Source organism: Pseudomonas sp. R19M, assembly GCF_050312585.1.
Taxonomy (GTDB): Bacteria; Pseudomonadota; Gammaproteobacteria; order Pseudomonadales; family Pseudomonadaceae; genus Aquipseudomonas; species Aquipseudomonas palleroniana.
In genome coordinates this window covers 1-14,868 of the sequence record NZ_JBNPJV010000001.1, presented here as the reverse complement: position 1 = coordinate 14,868, position 14,868 = coordinate 1, and the positions used below count along the sequence as shown (strand labels likewise).

Genomic DNA, 14,868 nt, shown 5'->3' with positions numbered 1-14,868 from the left:
AAATCCCTAAGCGGAAAATGAAAGAAAATGTTTCTGGTTCAAATCGCTTGTGTATTTCAAGGCCGAATCGAACACGAAACATGTTCCCAGCTATCACCCGGCTGCCATTGATGGCGCCGGGGCGCTGCGTAGGATGGGCGCACACCGTTGAGTGAGCCCCAGGAAAAATGACTGCCAGAACCCTCTACGACAAACACATCGATGCCCATACCGTGTGTGCCCTGGATGATCAGGGCCATGTCCTGCTGTATATCGACCGCCAGGTGATCAACGAATACACCAGCCCCCAGGCGTTCAGCGGCTTGCGCGAGGCCGGGCGCAACGTATGGCGCCCAGGCACGGCACTGGCAGTGGTCGACCATGTGAACCCGACCACGCCCCAGCGCATCGCGGCGATGCCGGATGCGGGCGGCGCCCGGCAAGTCTCTTACCTGGCGCAAAACTGCCGGGACTTCGGCATCGAGTTGCTGGATATCCTCGACAAGCGTCAGGGTATCGAACACGTCATTGCGCCGGAGCAGGGCTTCATCCTGCCGGGCATGGTGATTGCCGCCGGCGACAGCCACACCACCACCTATGGCGCGCTGGGCGCGTTCGGCTTCGGGATCGGCACCTCGGAAATCGAGCACCTGCTGGCCTCGCAGACGCTGGTTTATAAACGCCTGAAAAGCCTGCGCGTCACCGTCGATGGTGCGTTAGCCAGCGGCCTGACTTCCAAGGACGTGATCATGGCGCTGATCGGCCAGATCGGCGCATCCGGCGCTACCGGTTATGCCATCGAGTTCCGCGGCTCCACGATTGATGCCTTGAGCGTCGAAGCGCGCATGACCATCTGCAACATGGCGGTGGAGGCGGGGGCGCGTGGCGCGTTCATGGCGCCGGATGAAAAAGTCTTCGCCTATCTCAAAGACAAGCCTCGCGCGCCGAAGGGCGAATTATGGGAGCAGGCCCTGGTGAGCTGGCGCCAACTGCATTCGGACGCCGACGCGGTGTTTGATCAGGAAGTGCACTTGGATGCCGGCGCGCTGGAGCCCATGGTCACCTGGGGCACCAGCCCCGACCAGGCCGCGCCCATCGGTGCGCGCGTACCCGACCCGCAAGACGTCGACGACCCGATCCTGCGCCAGGACATGCACCGCGCCCTCAACTACATGGGCCTGCAAGCCGGTATGCCGTTGAGCGATATCGTGATCAGCCATGCGTTTATCGGCTCCTGCACCAACGCCCGTATTGAAGACCTGCGCGACGCTGCCAGCGTGGTGCGCGGTAAACATGTGGCCGCGCACGTGCGGGCGATGATCGTGCCTGGTTCTACCGAGGTCCGCGACCAGGCCGAGGCCGAAGGGCTGGCGGCGATCTTTATCGCGGCAGGTTTCGAGTGGCGTCAGTCGGGCTGCTCAATGTGCCTGGCCATGAATGACGACGTGCTGGCCCCCGGTGACCGCTGCGCCTCCAGCACCAACCGCAACTTCGAAGGCCGCCAGGGGGCCGGTGCACGCACCCATCTGATGAGCCCGGCGATGGTCGCCGCCGCCGCGATCACCGGCCGCCTTACCGATATACGTGACTTTGGAGACCGCCTATGAGCCTGCAACCCTTTACCTTGGTCACCGGCAAGGCCGCGCCCATGCTGGCGGCCAATATCGACACGGATGTGATCATGCCCAAGCAGTTTCTCAAGGGCATTGACCGCAGCGGCCTGGACCGTGGGCTGTTTTTCGATTTGCGCTTTCTGGCGTCCGGCGAACCCAACCCCGCGTTTGTGCTCAACCAACCGGCCTGGCAGGGTGCGAGTTTCATGGTCGTAGGGCCGAACTTCGGCTGTGGTTCCAGCCGTGAGCACGCCGTATGGGGCCTCAAGCAGATGGGCATTCGTGCGCTCATCGGCAGCAGCTTTGCCGGGATTTTCTATGACAACTGCCAACGCAACGGGGTGTTGCTGATTACCCTGGAGGACGCGGTACTGCACGAGCTCGGGCAAACCGTCAGCCAGCCCGACCAGACGCAGATCAGCATCAACCTGCAAACCCAACAGATCGGCCTGGCGGACGGCCAGGTGATCCCGTTCCAGATCGACACCCTGCGCAAGAACGCGCTGCTACTAGGGCTGGATGCAATCGGCAGTACGTTGCAGCGCAGTGATGAGATCCAGGCGTTCGAACGTCGGCACCTCGCGGCCAACCCCTGGCTCAGCTGACCGGTCGCAGTTCAAGTGGTGGAAGGGTTTACAGGGCTGGAGTAGGGCTAAATAGACAGCCCTTTGAAATGCTCCTGTAAAAACTCCACGCATGCCCTTAGCTTTCCGGAGTGCGCCAACCGTGTCGGGTACACCGCCCACACGTTGGCGCTTTGGGTGTAGCCGTGCAGCACCTGCACCAGCTTGCCTTGCTCCAGCAACGGCTTCACATCCCACATCGAGCGCAGCAGCACCCCGCGTCCATCCAATGCCCACTGCATCACGATTTCGCCGTTGTTGGAGGACAGCGGCCCGCGCACGCGCACGCTTTCCTGGCTGCCGTCGCGCTCCAGGTTCCAGAGACCGAACGGGTTGTCGCGTTCCTTGAGGACCAGGCAGTCGTGTTGCTCCAGCTCACTCAAGTGTTGCGGCGTACCTCGGCGTTTCAAGTACGCGGGTGCGGCGCAGAGTATGCGGCGGTTGCTGACCAGCCGCCGGCCGATGTGCTGGCCGGGAATGTCATCGCCGACACGGATCTCCAGGTCGAAGCCTTCGCTGACGATATCCACCACGCGGTCGAACACGTCCAGGCGCACCTCCAGGTCAGGATACTGCTCGGCCAGCAACGACAGGGCGGGGGCCACATGGTTGCGACCAAAGCCGAAACTGCTGCACAAGTGCAGGTGGCCTCTGGGGCTGTCATGGGCGTCCGAAAGCTCGTCGGACAGTTGCTGGAAGTCTTCGAGAATACGCACGGCCCAGCGTTGCACCCGCTCACCGTCCTCGGTCAGCGCGATGCGGCGGCTGGTGCGGTGCATCAGGCGGGTGGCGAGGGTGGTCTCGAGGATCTGGATGCGCTTGCTGACATACGCCGGCGACAACCCCAGCTCATCGGCGGCGGCGGCAAAGCCGGCCTTGCGGATCACGGTCAGGAACACCCGCAGGTCTTCGGGTAGGGGCACGGTATCTTTCTTATGAGTCATCAGAAACAGACCTGGCGGCATGAGCCGCCAGAATAGCACCGCTTACTCAGCGGAGATTTTTGCCTGTGCCACAGCTCGCGCATGGCGACCCTGCTTGAGGGCAATCGGCGCCATCTTCTCGCGATCCAGCTCACCTTCCCAGGCCGCCACCACCAAGGCGGCGACTGCGTTGCCGATGATATTGGTCAGCGAACGGCATTCGGCCATGAAGCGGTCGACGCCGAGGATCAGCACCATCGCCGCCACGGGGACGGTCGGCACCACCGCCAGGCTTGCCGCCAGTGCCACAAAGCCTGCGCCCACCACCGCACCTGCGCCCTTGGACGTCAGCATGGCGACCGCGAGCAGGGTCAACTGTTGTTCCAGCGGCAGGTGAATGTTGGTGGCCTGCGCCAGAAACAGCACGGCCAGGGTCATATAGATGTTGGTACCGTCCAGGTTGAAGGTGTAGCCGGTCGGCACCACGATACCCACCACGCCCTTGGACGCGCCAAGGCTTTCGAGCTTTTGGATCAGTTGCGGCAGTGCCGACTCCGAAGAGCTGGTCCCCAGCACGATCAGCAATTCCGACTTGATATAGCCCAACAGTTTGAAAATGCTGAACCCGGCATAGCGGGCGATGCTGCCCAGCACCACGGCCACGAAGAAAAACGCGGTGACATAGAACGTGCCCACCAGCTTCAGCAGCGGCAGCAGCGAACCCACGCCGTATTTGCCGATGGTAAAGGCAATCGCGCCGAAGGCACCGATAGGCGCGACGCGGCTGATGATCCCCACGATGCGGAAAAACACTTCGCTGGCCTGATTGATCACGCCAACCAGGGGCCGGGCCTTTTCGCCGACCATCACCAGGCCGATGCCGAACAGCACCGAAACGAACAGCACGGGCAGGATTTCCCCTTTGGAGAACGCGTCGAAGAACGTCGTTGGGATCACCTGCAGCAGAAAGCCGGTGATGCCTTCGCCATGTTCAGCCTGGCCGACAAACCCTGCGATCGCCGAGCTGTCGAGGGTTTTGACATCAATGTTGAAGCCCTCGCCTGGGTGCAACAGGTGCGCGGCCAGGATACCGATCAACAGGGCGACGGTGGACACGAGCTCGAAGTACAGCAACGCCTTGCCACCGACCCGGCCCACTTGCTTCACGTCGTGCATGCTAGTGATGCCACTGACCACGGTGCAGAAGATGATCGGGCCGATGATCATCTTGATCAGCTTGATAAACCCGTCGCCCAGCGGCTTGAGGTCGATACCGATCTGCGGCCGTACATGGCCGATCAGCACGCCCAGCGCGATAGCGATGAGCACTTGCACATACAGGGTTCCCAGCAGTTTTCTGATTGTCATTGTTGTTATCTCGCGGGTCTTTTTTGAGGCAAGCAGACCCCGTCGCCGGCGTTTGCGCGCCGGCGGGGGGAAGCGGATCAGGGCTTCAGCGAAGGAAGGTCAGGACTTCGTCCAGTAACAATTCAGGCACTTCCTCGGCAAGGTAATGCCCAGCTGGCAGCGCCTTGCCGCGCACATCGGTGGCGACTTGCTGCCACTCCTTGAGTGGCTCGAAACAGCGGCCGACTGTGCCTTCGGCGCCCCACAGCACCAGCAACGGCAGGTTCAGCTGGTTGCCGGCGTCGATGTCGGCCTGGTCGTGCGCAAGGTCGATACCGGCAGAGGCGCGGTAGTCCTCGCAGATACCGGTGGCACTGCCTGGTAGGCTCAGGCAGCGCAGGTATTCGGCGAAGGCTGCATCGGTGAAAGGTTTGAGCCCGGCGCTGCGGCTGCCCATCACACTGCGCAGGTACAGTTCGGGGTTGCTCTCGATCAGCGCCTCGGGCAGCGGCGCCGGGCGGATCAGGAAGAACCAGTGCCAGTAGGCACGGGCAAAGGCTTCATCGGTTTGTGCATACATCGACAGGGTCGGCGCGATATCCAGCAGCACCATGCGCTGCACGCTCCGGGGATGGTCCAGCGCCAGGCGATGGGCGACGCGCGCGCCACGGTCGTGGGCCAATACCGAAAAGGCGTCGAAGCCCAGGGCCCGCATCAGCTCGACGCTGTCCCGGGCCATTTCCCGTTTCGAATAGTTCGTGTGCAGCGCATTGGCCGGCGGTTTGCTGCTGTCACCATAACCGCGCAGGTCGGCGGCCACTACGGTGAAGTGCGCGGCCAGTTGTTCGGCGACTTTGTGCCAGATGACGTGGGTTTGCGGGTGCCCGTGCAGCAGGAGCAGGCCGGGACCGCTACCGCCTTTGCGGTAACTGATGCTGACGCCGTTGACGTGGCACTGGTCTTTTTGGAATCCGGCGAACATGGAATGACTCCTTGTGATGATTGCCTGCATCCTGGAATCACACGGCGCTCGGGGCAAGGAGGAAAGCGTGGAGGGGTTGTTCATGAAGTGTGATGCAGGAGCGAGCACGCTCGCTCCTGCAGGCTCAGCCTTGCTTGAACATCGCTTCGGCGCGTTGGCGGATCTGCGCTTCGGTCAGGTCTTCTTTGTGAGTGGCCAGAAACCAGACATGCCCGAACGGGTCTCTCAGCGTGCCGGTACGATCGCCATAAAACTGGTCTTTGGGGTCGGAGACGGCAATACCACCCGCGGCGATAGCTTGTTTGTACTGCGCGTCGACATCGGCCACATATAAATGCAGGCCGACGCTGGTGTGGCCGTCGCGCGGGCTGCCGAACGGACTTTCATCGCAAGGCGAGCCAAGCATGATGGGCGAATCGCCTATGCGCAGTTCAGCATGGCCCACTCTGCCATCGGGCATATCCAGGCGCATGACTTGGGTGGCGTTGAATGCCTTCTTGTAAAACTCAATGGCTTCGGCGGCTTGTTCGACGCCCAAGTAGGGCGTGAGGCTGTGGAAACCCTCGGGAATCGGTTTAACGCTCATTTCGTTCTCCTTTGGTGGGGGGCAGGGAGGTACGACTTTTTCACTATAGGCCACGCCGACCGTGGCCTGCGAGCAACCGACGAGATGCTGGGCTGGCGAGTGTGAGCGGTCGATTACACGCTCCCGGCTAAGGGCTAGGCTCCAGCAATTGGGCGCCTGGGCCGCACTCACCGAGCTTGTCGCCCTGATTACGCAGCGGGCATGCCTCCAGCGACAGACACCCGCAGCCGATACAGCCGCTGAGTTTGTCCCGCAGCAACGTCAGCCTGTTGATGCGCTCATCCAGGTCTTCCCGCCACAGCGCCGACAAGCGTTGCCAATCCTGCGCCGTGGGCGTGCGTCCATCAGGCAAGGTTTGCAGGGCTTGGCCAATCGTCGCCAGCGGAATGCCCAGGCGTTGGGCGATCTTGATCACCACCACCCGCCGCAGCACATCCCGGGGGTAGCGCCGTTGGTTACCGGCATTGCGGTTGCTCTTGATCAGCCCCTTGCTCTCGTAGAAGTGCAAGGCCGTGACGGCCACGCCACTGCGGGCGGCCAGCTGGCCGACGGTGAGTTCCTTGTTGAGCATGAAAATCTCCGAATTCGCGCTTGACCTTGACTTAACTAGAGGTTTTACCCTGCACGGCATCGAATCGCAAGATTCTGCTTACAAAGGAAGGGGAGTGTTCATGCAGGTATCAGAGAAAAATCGCAGCTTCACTCAGTTGATCGAGTTCCAGATCGAGCCCCAGCAACAATTTGCCTTGGTGGCGGCCTTGTCTACCCAGAGCGAGCGTCTGGCCCAGCGCCATGCCGGCTTTATCAATGCGAGTGTGCAAGTCAGCGACGATGGCCGGCGAGTGCTCAATTACCTGCAATGGCGCTCGCGTGAGGATGGCGAGGCGGCGTTCAAATGCTTCGAGCACGGCGAAGAAGATTTCTGGACGTTGATCCGCGCCCATCAGGCCACGGCGGTGACCTTCGGTTCGTTTCAGGTGCTGCGCAGCTTCGAGCGCAGCCATGACAACGCTCTGCACTGCCGTTTAAATGGATAAATGCAGCATCCGCTCGCCCTGCACGGTTTCCCCCGGGCGGCGTTTGTTCACTGCCAGTTCGCCGATCTTGATCAGGCGTGTGCGCGTGACATTGCGGCTCAGGCCCAGCAGATTGGCGGTGTGCACCTGGTTGTAATGGCTGAAGCGGTAGGCGGCGCGCAGCAGTGCGTCTTCGACCTTTTCATGCAGCGCGCCGGCCTGTTCCTCGAAGAGTTTTTGGAAGGCGCGCTCCAATAGCGCCTGGGCACTGTTGTCGGTGGCCTGCTGGCTATCGTCCTGGCGCTCGATGCGCAGGTTCGACAGGCGCAAATCGTCACGTTCGATCACGCCGTTACGGCAGATCAACAGCGTGTGGTGTATGACGTTTTCCAGTTCGCGAATATTGCCCGGCCAGCTGTAGCTCTTGAGTTTGTGCTCGGCCTCGCGGCTGATGGTGATCGGGCCGTAGCCCAGGCGCTGGCTGTAGGTTTCGATAAAATGCCGGGTCAGCGCCAGGATATCGCCGGGGCGCTCGCGCAACGGGCTGAGTTCCAGGCTGACCACACCGAGACGGTAGTACAGGTCTTCTCGGAAATGCCCGGCATTGATGGCCTTTTCCAGTTGCACATTGGTCGCGGCGAGCACGCGTACATCAATTGGAATGCTCTTGCGCGAGCCCAGGCGCACGACTTCGCGTTCTTGCAGGACGCGCAACAGCTTGACCTGGATCGCCATGGGCAAGTCGCCGATTTCATCGAGGAACAAGGTGCCGCCATCGGCCTCTTCGAACCAGCCGGCCTTGGCGCTGAGGGCGCCGGTAAACGCGCCTTTTTCATGGCCGAACAGTTCGGCTTCCACCAGGGATTCGGAGAACGCCCCGCAATTCACCGCCACGAACGGCCGGTTACGCCGCGCACTGAGGTTATGGATATGCCGCGCCACCAGCTCTTTACCGGTGCCGGTCTCGCCGATGATCAGTACGCTGGCTTCACTGGGAGCCACTTGCCTGATGTGATCGAGCAGCGCCTGTGACTTGGGGTCTTCGAAGACCTGGGCCGTGGCGCGGATCGAGGTCGCGAGGGCGGGTGAGGGCGGTAAGGTCAGAAGCTGCATGGGCACCTCTCTCAGGAATAGAACGTCGGAATCGGCAGGGACTGATTCAAAGCCCAGTCCCCCAGTTCGTGGAGCTTGTAGTCCACCGGGTCGTGCAGGGATTGTGTGCGCAGGTTGCGCCAGTGGCGGTCCAGGCGCAGCGAGGCGTGGGTTGACCGCGCGCCGGTGACTTCGAACAGGCGGCTGCACAGGTCCAGGCCCTGGCGAGTGGCGGCGACCTTGGCGGTGGCAATCGCAATCGCCAATTGCCCGCGCTCGTGTTCGCTCAGATGGGGCCCCTTGGCCCAGGCTTGGTCGAGCAACCCGGCAGCGCGCTCCACCAGCAGGCGTATACCTTCCAGGGCCACCCAGAAGTCGCCGTAGTGATGCAGCACGTAAGGATCCTGGCGCACGTCGTCGGCCGTGGATTTATGCCACGAGCGGGTTTCGGTGAGGGTGTAATGACGGGCTTCTGCAAAGGCACCTTCGGCAATGCCCAGGAACATATGGGTGAAGGTCAACTGGGCGATCAACGGGCGCAGGCAGGCGAAGGGGGTGCTCAGTGGCCCAGGGTCGAGCAGCAGCTCCGACTCTTCGACGCGCACCCGCTCGAAGCTCACGCTGCCGCTGTCGGTTTGACGCTGGCCGATATTGTTCCAGTCATTATGCAAAGTGATGCCGCTGCGTCCGCTGGGGATGGCGGCAATCAGCAGCTTGCCTCCGGCGCTTTCATCCACCGCCGAGGCAATCAGCATTTCAGAGTCGCTGGCACCAGAGCAGAAACTTTTCTTGCCGGAAAATTCGCGCCAGCCGCCGAAATTCTTGACCAGCGTGCGGGTGTCCAAGGGGTTGAGGGCATTGCCCCAGAACCAGCTTTTGCGCGCAGTCTGTTCAAACCAGGGTTGCCATTGCTCGGGACGGGCAAACAGGCGCACGGTGGCGAGCATTAAATGATGAAAGCCGAAGACATGGGCGATGGAACTGTCGACCTTGGCGAATTCGCGTACGACCTCCAGGGTTTCACTCCAGCGTGCGCCGAGGCCACCGTACTGGGTGGGAATGCTTAGCGCGAGCAAGCCGCTCTGACGCAAAGCGTCACGTTCGGTCTTGGGCGTGCCACCGCGTTCGTCACGCTCAACGGCGGTGAGGGCGAATTCGGCGGCCAGCAACTGTGCGGTCTGCAAGGGGGAGGGCAGGACACTTTGGGAGTTGGCTGTCACACGGTATTCCTCAAATGAAACTGTTGTTTGCCGGATGTTTCGTTAAACGGCTGTTGTTTGGGCAACAGTTGCGTGGCGAACAGTGTGGTGACGCCCGGAGCCATTTATAGAGGGTCTTTGTTATTCCGTAAATGAACGTATTTCCATATTTATAGATCTAAATAGAATATTTCGTGGCGGCTATCGAAGGTGTCTGAATAGCTGATAGCGACTATCGAGGGAGGTGATTTTTAACCGTGCGAGGGCGGGAGTAGCCTGTGCTCATCGACTTGAAACCTCTTCCCAGGACCTTCGCCATGAACCGTTTTCTCGCTGTTTGCTTGTTGATTGTCAGCTCCGTGCTCACCGGATGCGCAACCCACCCTTCGCCCGAGCTACGCCCCTACACCGCCGAAGAAACCAAGGAATTGGCCTTGGAAGCACTGAGCCGTCGCGGCCTGTCGTTTGACGAATATCAACAGCAACGGGCCGCGCTGACTGCCCAGCCACAGAAGCCCTTTGGCTTTGATCGCCAGGGCGAAATGAACGCCGAGCGCAGCGTGACGTTGCAAGGTCGTCCCAGTTGAGCCCGCGCTCAATGGCGAAAAGCCCGAGGTTCCCACAAGGAATCTCGGGCTTTTTGTTTTCCATGACGTCACTTGCGCCTGTTAAGCTGGATTTCAGGAGCGTTCCTACGCACATTTGCCTACAGTGATCTTCTTTCAATGGCATACGATCGGTTAAACCTGACGACCTCTGTTCCCATCGATGCCCCTGAGACGTTGTTCTCGGGAATACGCTCTGCGAGTCTTTAACGTCATGAATAAACGTCCGTTGTATTTCGACTACGCCGCCACCACGCCGGTGGATGAGCGGGTCATCCAGGTGATGGTCGAGTGCCTGGGCTTCCATGCCAATTTCGGCAACCCGGCGTCCAGTTCCCATGCGTTCGGGCAGGCGGCCCGGCAAACGGTTGAACAGGCGCGTCGCCAAGTGGCCGATCTGGTCGGTGCCGGTCCTGAGCAGATCGTCTGGACCTCCGGCGCCACCGAATCCAACAACCTCGCGATCAAGGGCGTCGCCCAGGCACGCGGCGTGGCGGGTGGGCATATCATCACCAGCCAGATCGAGCACAAGGCCACGCTGGATACCGCACGGCAGTTGCAGGAAGCCGGGGTGGCCGTGACCTACCTGGTGCCGGACGCCGAAGGTTTGATCAGCGCCGATGCAGTGAGTGAAGCGTTGCGCGAGGACACCTTCCTGGTATCGCTGATGCTGGTGAACAATGAGCTGGGCACCTTGAACGACATCCCTGCCATTGGCGCGTGCGTGCGTGAACACGGCGCGCTGTTGCATGTGGATGCGGCGCAGGGGGCCGGCAAGGTCGCCATCGACCTAGCTGAATGGCCGGTAGACCTGATGTCGTTTTCGGCGCACAAGCTGTACGGCCCCAAGGGCATCGGCGCGCTGTATGTCGGCCCGCGTGCGCAGCAGAAAGTGTTGGCGCAGATTCACGGCGGTGGTCACGAGGGCGGCTTGCGCTCCGGCACCCTGGCGACCCACCAGATTGCGGGGATGGGGGCGGCGTTCGCCTTGGCTGCGCAGTCCTTTGTCGAAGAGAAAGCGATGATTGCCGCGTTGCGTCAGCGTCTGCTCGACCAATTGGAACCGATTGCCGGCGTGCGCCTCAATGGCAGCCCGACGCAGCGCATTCCCCATACACTCAGCCTGACCTTTGCTGAAGGGGAGTTCAACTCGAGCGCATTGAGCGCAGGCATTGCCTTTTCGGCGACCTCGGCCTGCAATTCGGCCAGCAATGCGCCGTCTCATGTGCTTCTGGCCCTGGGCCATGATGCTCGCAGCGCCGCACGTACCATCCGCCTGAGCCTGGGTCGGTTCACCACCGAGCAGGATATCGATGCGGCCGTGCAACTGATCAAGGCCGCCCTGGCCAGTGCACCCGCGTTTTGGGCCGTTTGATTCACATAACAATTATGAGTGGTTAGCAGGAGACACAATGAGTACGCAGCCTTTGACCCATGGAACGGTTCCCCAGCGCCTGGCGCATACCCGCGAACTGATGAGCCGCGAGGGCATTCATGCCTTGCTGGTGCCGTCGGCTGACCCGCACCTGTCCGAATACTTGCCGGGTTACTGGCAAGGACGCCAATGGTTGTCCGGTTTCCATGGCTCTGTGGGAACGTTGATTGTCACGGCGGATTTTGCCGGGGTGTGGGCCGACAGCCGTTATTGGGAGCAAGCGACCAAGGAGCTCAAGGGCAGCGGCATTGAACTGGTGAAGTTGCAGCCAGGCCAACCCGGCCCATTGGAATGGCTGGCCGAGCAAACCCCGGAAGGCGGTGTGGTGGCGGTGGATGGCGCGGTCATGGCGGTGGCCTCGGCGCGTACCCTGAGCGCCAAGCTGGCAGAACGTGGAGCGCGGCTGCGTACGGACATCGACCTTCTGAACGAGGTCTGGAAAGACCGTCCGGCACTGCCGAACCAGCCGGTCTACCCGCACCTGCCGCCGCAAGCCACCGTCAGCCGTGGCGAAAAACTCGCGGCACTTCGCGCCAGCTTGAAAGAGAAGGGCGCCGACTGGCATTTCATCGCCACCCTGGATGACATCGCCTGGTTGTTCAACCTGCGCGGCGGCGATGTGTCGTTCAACCCGGTGTTTGTATCCTTTGCCTTGATCAGCCAGGCGCAGGCCACATTGTTTGTGGCCCTGAACAAAGTGGATGACGAACTGCGCGCGGTATTGGCGCAGGATGGCGTGACGTTGCGTGACTACAGCGAAGTCGCACAAGCACTGCGTGACGTGCCAGCGGGGGCAAGCCTGCACATTGATCCGGCGCGCGTGACCGCCGGTTTGCTGGAGAACCTCGATGCCGGCGTCAAGCTGGTTGAGGGGCTGAACCCGACCACCTTGGCCAAGTCCCGCAAGAGCCTGGCCGACGCGGAGCATATCCGCCGGGCCATGGAACAGGATGGTGCGGCACTGTGCGAATTCTTCGCCTGGCTGGACAGTGCACTGGGTCGCGAACGCATTACCGAACTGACCATTGACGAACACCTGACCGCTGCGCGTACCCGCCGTCCCGATTACGTATCGCTGAGTTTCAACACTATCGCGGCGTTCAACGCCAACGGTGCCATGCCCCATTACCACGCGACCGAAGAAGAGCATGCGGTGATTGAAGGTGACGGCCTGCTACTGATCGATTCGGGCGGCCAGTATCTGGGTGGCACCACGGACATCACACGGATGGTGCCGATCGGTACGCCGAGTGACGAGCAGAAACGCGATTGCACGCGTGTGCTCAAGGGGGTGATCGCCTTGTCCCGGGCGCATTTCCCCAAGGGCATTCTGTCGCCACTGCTGGACGCCATCGCACGTGCGCCGATCTGGGCCGAAGGTGTGGACTACGGTCACGGCACAGGTCATGGCGTAGGGTATTTCCTGAATGTGCATGAAGGCCCGCAGGTGATCGCCTACCAAGCCGCCACTGCACCGCAAACGGCGATGCAGCCAGGCATGATTACTTCAATCGAGCCGGGCACTTATCGCCCAGGTCGTTGGGGCGTGCGTATCGAGAATCTGGTGTTGAACCGTGAGGCGGGCAAGACGGAGTTTGGTGAGTTCCTCAAGTTTGAAACCCTGACCTTATGCCCGATCGACACCCGTTGCCTGATACCGTCGCTGCTGACGGCGGACGAGCGGGAGTGGTTCAACGCTTACCACGCCGAGGTGCGTGATCGCTTGAGCCCGCTGCTCAGTGGTGCCGCTTTGGAGTGGTTGCGGGTACGTACAGCTGCGATTTGATCGGTCGCAGCTCGGGGTGCAGGACTAAAGCGTCGGCGACTCTAGTCGCCGAACGGCGCTACTTGCAGATCACAATCATGCTACGGCTGGTATAACCGGCCGGGTTTATCCCGAAGGGGTAATCTCCTGGTTCCTCGGCGTTGTCACCGGATTTTGCGATGATCCGATAGCCCTTGGCGCCGCATGAATTGGTTGCACTGGTGTAGCACTGGTCCCAGGAGGAGGACAGGCCGGAACAGTTGATATGCAGCCCTTTTTTGCCCCGTTTCACTTCTGTCTTGGTGGTCGCGGCACAGCCAGCTATGCCCACGATCATTAACAGTATCAAAATTCGTTTCATTCCTATCCTTATAGCCGCTTCGCAAAAGGCTCGATGCAGGCTTTATTCGCTCTCGATTGTAGCGTTCAGGCTGTCCTTGTCGAAATTCTCCATAAGTGACATTTGTTTGCTGGCTAAACATGGCCTAAATGAGGGGTAATTGCCAGAGCTACCTTTTTATGCGGATCAATCGGCTGGCACCAAAGGTTTGGCTTCGTTGCGCATTGTCAAAGTGGCGCCTACGGAAGCCAGGATGATGCAGGTGATTGCAAGCCATTGCGCCAGGGACAGATGTTCATGCAGGAAAAACAGGCCTGAAAGTGCACCGAAAGCGGGTTCGATGCTCATCAGAGTGCCGAAGGTGCGGGCGGGAAGGCGAGTGAGCGCGACCATTTCCAAGGTGTAGGGCAGAGCGGTGGATAGAATGGCGACACCGATGGCGACAGGAATCAACGCTGGCGTGAGTAACGCGGTGCCTGCATGGACAATGCCGATCGGTGCGACGAACAATGCGGCAATCATGACCCCGAGGGCTGCGGTCTGTACGCCATTGTCGTTACCCGCTTTCTGGCCAAACAGAATGTACAGCGCCCAGCAAATCCCGGCGCCGAGTGCGTAGGCTGCGCCGGTCAGGTCGATGCTGCTGCTGGCCTCATTCGTTGGGATCAACAAGAGAAGGCCGGTGATTGCAAGGCCGATCCATAGGAAGTCCACTGCTCGGCGGGATGCATAGATGGCGACGGCGAGTGGTCCGGTAAATTCCAGGGCCACTGCAATACCCAACGGGACCGTGCGCAAGGACATATAGAAGAGAAAGTTCATGCCGCCCAACGCCATCCCGTAGATGACGACAGTGCGCAGGGACTTGGCCGTCAGCTTGGCGCGCCATGGGCGTAGTAGAAGCAACATGATCACACTGGCGAAAATCAAGCGCAGGGTGGTGGTGCCTTGCGCGCCGACGATAGGGAACATGCTTTTTGCCAAGGAGGCACCGGACTGGATGGAAGCCATGGCGATCAACAGCAGGCCGACAGGAAACAATGTCGAGGCCAGGCTGCGGTGTGAGGTGGTCATTGGGGTACGTCCGGGTCTTGGTCGGTAGGCGGAAGGCGCTATGATGCTTAACTGTTTGTCGTTGGGCAATATATTGCTCAGTTTTGCGTGATGCTCTCGCTTATATAGAGGAAATGGGGATTTCAAACTATTTGATAGTCAATTCAAATTAAGTGTTGACGGTGAATTATATCTGTCTATAATTCGCCCCACTTCCGGCGCAGTCGAAACTAAAAACTCCTTGGTAAACAAGAAGTTACGAAGATTCAGGCAGCGAATAGCTTCAGTTCATCGAAGCCCAGAAGGAGTT

At 60.5% G+C, this 14,868-nt stretch carries 15 protein-coding genes; 6 read left to right on the top strand and 9 right to left on the bottom strand.

The annotated features are described in order from the left end of the window. Positions 1-167 precede the first annotated feature (167 nt). Both leuC and leuD read left to right on the top strand, forming a co-directional pair. On the top strand, positions 168-1,586 hold the full coding sequence (gene leuC, locus ACQRBT_RS00075) for a 3-isopropylmalate dehydratase large subunit (RefSeq protein ID WP_244383941.1): 1,419 nt from the start codon (positions 168-170) through the stop codon (positions 1,584-1,586). Further along, positions 1,583-2,197, top strand: coding sequence for a 3-isopropylmalate dehydratase small subunit (gene leuD / locus ACQRBT_RS00070; RefSeq protein ID WP_412047737.1), 615 nt, complete (start codon positions 1,583-1,585; stop codon positions 2,195-2,197). The genes leuC and leuD overlap by 4 nt, the downstream gene beginning before the upstream one ends. A 47-nt stretch (positions 2,198-2,244) precedes the next feature. On the opposite strand, the gene ACQRBT_RS00065 is transcribed toward leuD, so the two are convergent. From ACQRBT_RS00065 to soxR, 5 genes are all read right to left on the bottom strand, one after another. After that, positions 2,245-3,159 carry a LysR substrate-binding domain-containing protein gene (locus tag ACQRBT_RS00065; protein ID WP_412047738.1) on the bottom strand — a complete coding sequence of 305 codons (915 nt, stop codon included), beginning with the start codon at positions 3,157-3,159 and terminating at the stop codon, positions 2,245-2,247. Positions 3,160-3,201: 42 nt separating this feature from the next. Then, positions 3,202-4,506 (bottom strand): dicarboxylate/amino acid:cation symporter, encoded by a 1,305-nt coding sequence (locus ACQRBT_RS00060; RefSeq protein ID WP_090365848.1) that lies wholly within the window; start codon positions 4,504-4,506, stop codon positions 3,202-3,204. Positions 4,507-4,591: 85 nt separating this feature from the next. Further along, positions 4,592-5,467 carry an alpha/beta fold hydrolase gene (locus ACQRBT_RS00055; protein ID WP_090365846.1) on the bottom strand — a complete coding sequence of 292 codons (876 nt, stop codon included), beginning with the start codon at positions 5,465-5,467 and terminating at the stop codon, positions 4,592-4,594. A 124-nt stretch (positions 5,468-5,591) separates the two neighbouring features. Then, positions 5,592-6,053, bottom strand: coding sequence for a VOC family protein (locus tag ACQRBT_RS00050; protein WP_244698105.1), 462 nt, complete (start codon positions 6,051-6,053; stop codon positions 5,592-5,594). Positions 6,054-6,180: 127 nt separating this feature from the next. Beyond that, complete coding sequence (gene soxR / locus ACQRBT_RS00045; protein ID WP_412047739.1) at positions 6,181-6,624, bottom strand: redox-sensitive transcriptional activator SoxR; 444 nt, start codon at positions 6,622-6,624, stop codon at positions 6,181-6,183. A 100-nt stretch (positions 6,625-6,724) separates the two neighbouring features. Between soxR and ACQRBT_RS00040 the strand changes: the two genes are divergently transcribed. Beyond that, positions 6,725-7,090, top strand: coding sequence for an antibiotic biosynthesis monooxygenase (locus ACQRBT_RS00040; RefSeq protein ID WP_060756991.1), 366 nt, complete (start codon positions 6,725-6,727; stop codon positions 7,088-7,090). On the opposite strand, the gene ACQRBT_RS00035 is transcribed toward ACQRBT_RS00040, so the two are convergent. After that, entirely contained in the window at positions 7,079-8,182 is a 1,104-nt protein-coding gene (locus tag ACQRBT_RS00035) for a sigma-54 interaction domain-containing protein (protein WP_412047740.1), read from the bottom strand. The genes ACQRBT_RS00040 and ACQRBT_RS00035 overlap by 12 nt on opposite strands. A gap of 11 nt (positions 8,183-8,193) precedes the next feature. Beyond that, positions 8,194-9,381: an acyl-CoA dehydrogenase family protein gene (locus ACQRBT_RS00030; protein ID WP_060756993.1), complete on the bottom strand. Its 1,188-nt coding sequence runs from the start codon at positions 9,379-9,381 to the stop codon at positions 8,194-8,196. A 296-nt stretch (positions 9,382-9,677) separates the two neighbouring features. Here ACQRBT_RS00030 and ACQRBT_RS00025 point away from each other — a divergent pair, with 296 nt between their 5' ends. From ACQRBT_RS00025 to ACQRBT_RS00015, 3 genes are all read left to right on the top strand, one after another. Continuing rightward, positions 9,678-9,947 carry a hypothetical protein gene (locus ACQRBT_RS00025; protein ID WP_412047741.1) on the top strand — a complete coding sequence of 90 codons (270 nt, stop codon included), beginning with the start codon at positions 9,678-9,680 and terminating at the stop codon, positions 9,945-9,947. Positions 9,948-10,179: 232 nt separating this feature from the next. Beyond that, complete coding sequence (locus ACQRBT_RS00020) at positions 10,180-11,340, top strand: cysteine desulfurase family protein (RefSeq protein ID WP_161550329.1); 1,161 nt, start codon at positions 10,180-10,182, stop codon at positions 11,338-11,340. A 37-nt stretch (positions 11,341-11,377) separates the two neighbouring features. Further along, the gene (locus ACQRBT_RS00015) at positions 11,378-13,186 is read left to right on the top strand and encodes an aminopeptidase P family protein (RefSeq protein WP_104995980.1); all 1,809 of its coding nucleotides are present in this window, start codon (positions 11,378-11,380) and stop codon (positions 13,184-13,186) included. 58 nt (positions 13,187-13,244) lie between these two features. Here ACQRBT_RS00015 and ACQRBT_RS00010 read toward each other — a convergent pair whose 3' ends face one another. Next, positions 13,245-13,526 carry a hypothetical protein gene (locus tag ACQRBT_RS00010; protein ID WP_060756997.1) on the bottom strand — a complete coding sequence of 94 codons (282 nt, stop codon included), beginning with the start codon at positions 13,524-13,526 and terminating at the stop codon, positions 13,245-13,247. 165 nt (positions 13,527-13,691) lie between these two features. Next, complete coding sequence (rhtA, locus tag ACQRBT_RS00005; RefSeq protein WP_244698107.1) at positions 13,692-14,579, bottom strand: threonine/homoserine exporter RhtA; 888 nt, start codon at positions 14,577-14,579, stop codon at positions 13,692-13,694. Positions 14,580-14,868 lie beyond the last annotated feature (289 nt).

Bases quoted from the DNA above. Each gene is read 5' to 3' on its own strand.
- leuC (WP_244383941.1), top strand. From the start codon at position 168: ATGACTGCCAGAACCCTCTACGACAAACACATCGATGCCCATACCGTG.
- leuD (WP_412047737.1), top strand. From the start codon at position 1,583: ATGAGCCTGCAACCCTTTACCTTGGTCACCGGCAAGGCCGCGCCCATG.
- ACQRBT_RS00065 (WP_412047738.1), bottom strand. From the start codon at position 3,159: ATGACTCATAAGAAAGATACCGTGCCCCTACCCGAAGACCTGCGGGTG.
- ACQRBT_RS00060 (WP_090365848.1), bottom strand. From the start codon at position 4,506: ATGACAATCAGAAAACTGCTGGGAACCCTGTATGTGCAAGTGCTCATC.
- ACQRBT_RS00055 (WP_090365846.1), bottom strand. From the start codon at position 5,467: ATGTTCGCCGGATTCCAAAAAGACCAGTGCCACGTCAACGGCGTCAGC.
- ACQRBT_RS00050 (WP_244698105.1), bottom strand. From the start codon at position 6,053: ATGAGCGTTAAACCGATTCCCGAGGGTTTCCACAGCCTCACGCCCTAC.
- soxR (WP_412047739.1), bottom strand. From the start codon at position 6,624: ATGCTCAACAAGGAACTCACCGTCGGCCAGCTGGCCGCCCGCAGTGGC.
- ACQRBT_RS00040 (WP_060756991.1), top strand. From the start codon at position 6,725: ATGCAGGTATCAGAGAAAAATCGCAGCTTCACTCAGTTGATCGAGTTC.
- ACQRBT_RS00035 (WP_412047740.1), bottom strand. From the start codon at position 8,182: ATGCAGCTTCTGACCTTACCGCCCTCACCCGCCCTCGCGACCTCGATC.
- ACQRBT_RS00025 (WP_412047741.1), top strand. From the start codon at position 9,678: ATGAACCGTTTTCTCGCTGTTTGCTTGTTGATTGTCAGCTCCGTGCTC.
- ACQRBT_RS00020 (WP_161550329.1), top strand. From the start codon at position 10,180: ATGAATAAACGTCCGTTGTATTTCGACTACGCCGCCACCACGCCGGTG.
- ACQRBT_RS00015 (WP_104995980.1), top strand. From the start codon at position 11,378: ATGAGTACGCAGCCTTTGACCCATGGAACGGTTCCCCAGCGCCTGGCG.
- ACQRBT_RS00010 (WP_060756997.1), bottom strand. From the start codon at position 13,526: ATGAAACGAATTTTGATACTGTTAATGATCGTGGGCATAGCTGGCTGT.
- rhtA (WP_244698107.1), bottom strand. From the start codon at position 14,579: ATGACCACCTCACACCGCAGCCTGGCCTCGACATTGTTTCCTGTCGGC.